This is a genomic window from Isoptericola sp. NPDC057653 (genome assembly GCF_042799955.1).
Classification (GTDB): domain Bacteria; phylum Actinomycetota; class Actinomycetes; order Actinomycetales; family Cellulomonadaceae; genus Isoptericola.
The window spans coordinates 1-1,952 of sequence record NZ_JBHVHP010000008.1; the positions used below are offsets into that span (position 1 = coordinate 1).

At 37.6% G+C, this 1,952-nt stretch carries 1 protein-coding gene; it reads right to left on the reverse strand.

All coding sequences use genetic code 11. The annotated features are described in order from the left end of the window. Positions 1–40: 40 nt before the first annotated feature. Positions 41–949 (reverse strand): rolling circle replication-associated protein, encoded by a 909-nt coding sequence (locus ACFU9A_RS21760; RefSeq protein ID WP_375839305.1) that lies wholly within the window; start codon positions 947–949, stop codon positions 41–43. Positions 950–1,952 lie beyond the last annotated feature (1,003 nt).

Consider the following 1,952-nt stretch of genomic DNA (forward strand, 5'->3'; position numbering starts at 1 on the left):
AAATAAAAAAAACGGCTCCATAAAGAGGAACCGTTTTGCTTCAAAAATCACGTTTTGTGTTATACTGGAGAAACGAAATTGTGTTTTCAAAATTGTCATTTTCGACATGATAACTTTTCTCGTAGTGTGGTTTTGCCGAACCCACTACTTTTTTTATGTCTCCGAACTTCATTTCTTCCCGTTCCGGCTTAACAATCCCTTTTGATTTTCGATACATATTCATTCCGGAAGGATACATGTGCAGCCGTCCGCCTTTTAAAAATTTCTTTTCCCGACCTTCTACGATCTTTGTTTGCACCTCACAGCCCTCTGAAGCCACTTTTAAGGCTGTTTCCCTGTCTTGGACATCTTCTAGGTCTATATCAGTCAAATAAGCGCTCAAATAGGCTCCTATGTTGTCTATATCCTTTAATGACTTGATTGTTACAAATCCTAAACCCCATAGACTCCTTAATTCAGCATTTTTAATATAAATCTTATCCAAATCATTAAAGCGCATTAAAACATGACAATGCCAGGCTCCACGTCCTTGTGGCTCTACCACCGATAAATAATCTATCGAACTTTCTTTCTTGTATTTATAACGCAACCTGTCGATAAAATTTTGAAAATCACTATAAAGTTTTTTCGTGTCCGTCATATTTTTCTTGTATGTCAAAGTTATATGTAATTCATTTGGCCGTCCTATAAAATTGTTATTTATCAAATAACGCAGCTTCTTAAAGGTTTGTCTCAAAGAATTATAATTTTCCTGCCGATTTTCCGAATGCTCGAACTCCCGGATCTCCCCAGTAGAGAGGTCTACAAACCTATCCTTGTCCAATTTTTTGATATTATTTTTCCGGTTCATCTTCTCCATATGCTGAACTTCAATGACGTGATTCATAGTGGTCACTTTTACAACATCATTTGGAGCTATGAAAACCGCGTCACCATTGCGTTTATCCATCCATTTCCCCTCAATTTTTCCTGTAATGTTTAATTAAAATCAAGTTAATAATAAAGAACCCCAAATCCGAAGTCAGTTTTTCAACAAAAATTAGCGTCCTTTTCCCAAATAGTCCCTATACAATTCCTTAATAGCAAACTCAATTACAGCATCTTTTGAAACTCTTCCAAATTCATTGTGTTTTGTAAAATGTTCGGCTAATAACTCTAGCTTTTTAAATGTTTCAACAGTAATTCGAGGTCCAATTTGTTTTTTCTCTTCCATCCAAACACACTCCTAACAAGTTGTTAACATAATTCTAACATTGGAAATAATAGAATTCAAGAACAGAAAAAAGAAGCACACTCGGAATGATATTTCGTTTCCTTTTGATTCCGAGCCTCCACCCCTTACAATCCCCAAAGGCAACCGACAAGGGAAAATTCGTCCCTTATCGGCACCTCCGGAAATTGTACAGCAAGGGGTCACTCCCAATAAAAAGACTACGACATATAAAACAGGTTTAGCTTCAGAGAAAAAGAGCATAAGGAAACTCGGTGCCACCCTAAAAAAAAGGGTGTCAAACAGGCTGTGCCTGTTGAGTTTCTATGCTCTTAGAACAGGTGCCGTTTTTGAAGCCAAAGATATAGCATAGATACCCCATAGATATAGCAGGGATATACCAAAATATCTCTAGAGATACGGGTATCTATGCTATATCTCTCTACAAGATTCCTCCACACGCTTGACGGAAATGCTTCAGCATTTTAGCACTCACTCGACAGAGTGTATAAGTGCGCCATTCGGAATTTCAAAGCTTCAAATTTCACAGAGAGTGCCCATTTATACACACCCCCTAAATCGTGGTGTGACAATGGGTTCTCGCCGGCTCGAAATCGGTTTGTCATTCTGACAAATAACCCTTCGGGAAATAAAAAAAACGGCTCCATAAAGAGGAACCGTTTTGCTTCAAAAATCACGTTTTGTGTTATACTGGAGAAACGAAATTGTGTTTTCAAAATTG

Bases quoted from the DNA above. Each gene is read 5' to 3' on its own strand.
- ACFU9A_RS21760 (WP_375839305.1), bottom strand. From the start codon at position 949: ATGGATAAACGCAATGGTGACGCGGTTTTCATAGCTCCAAATGATGTT.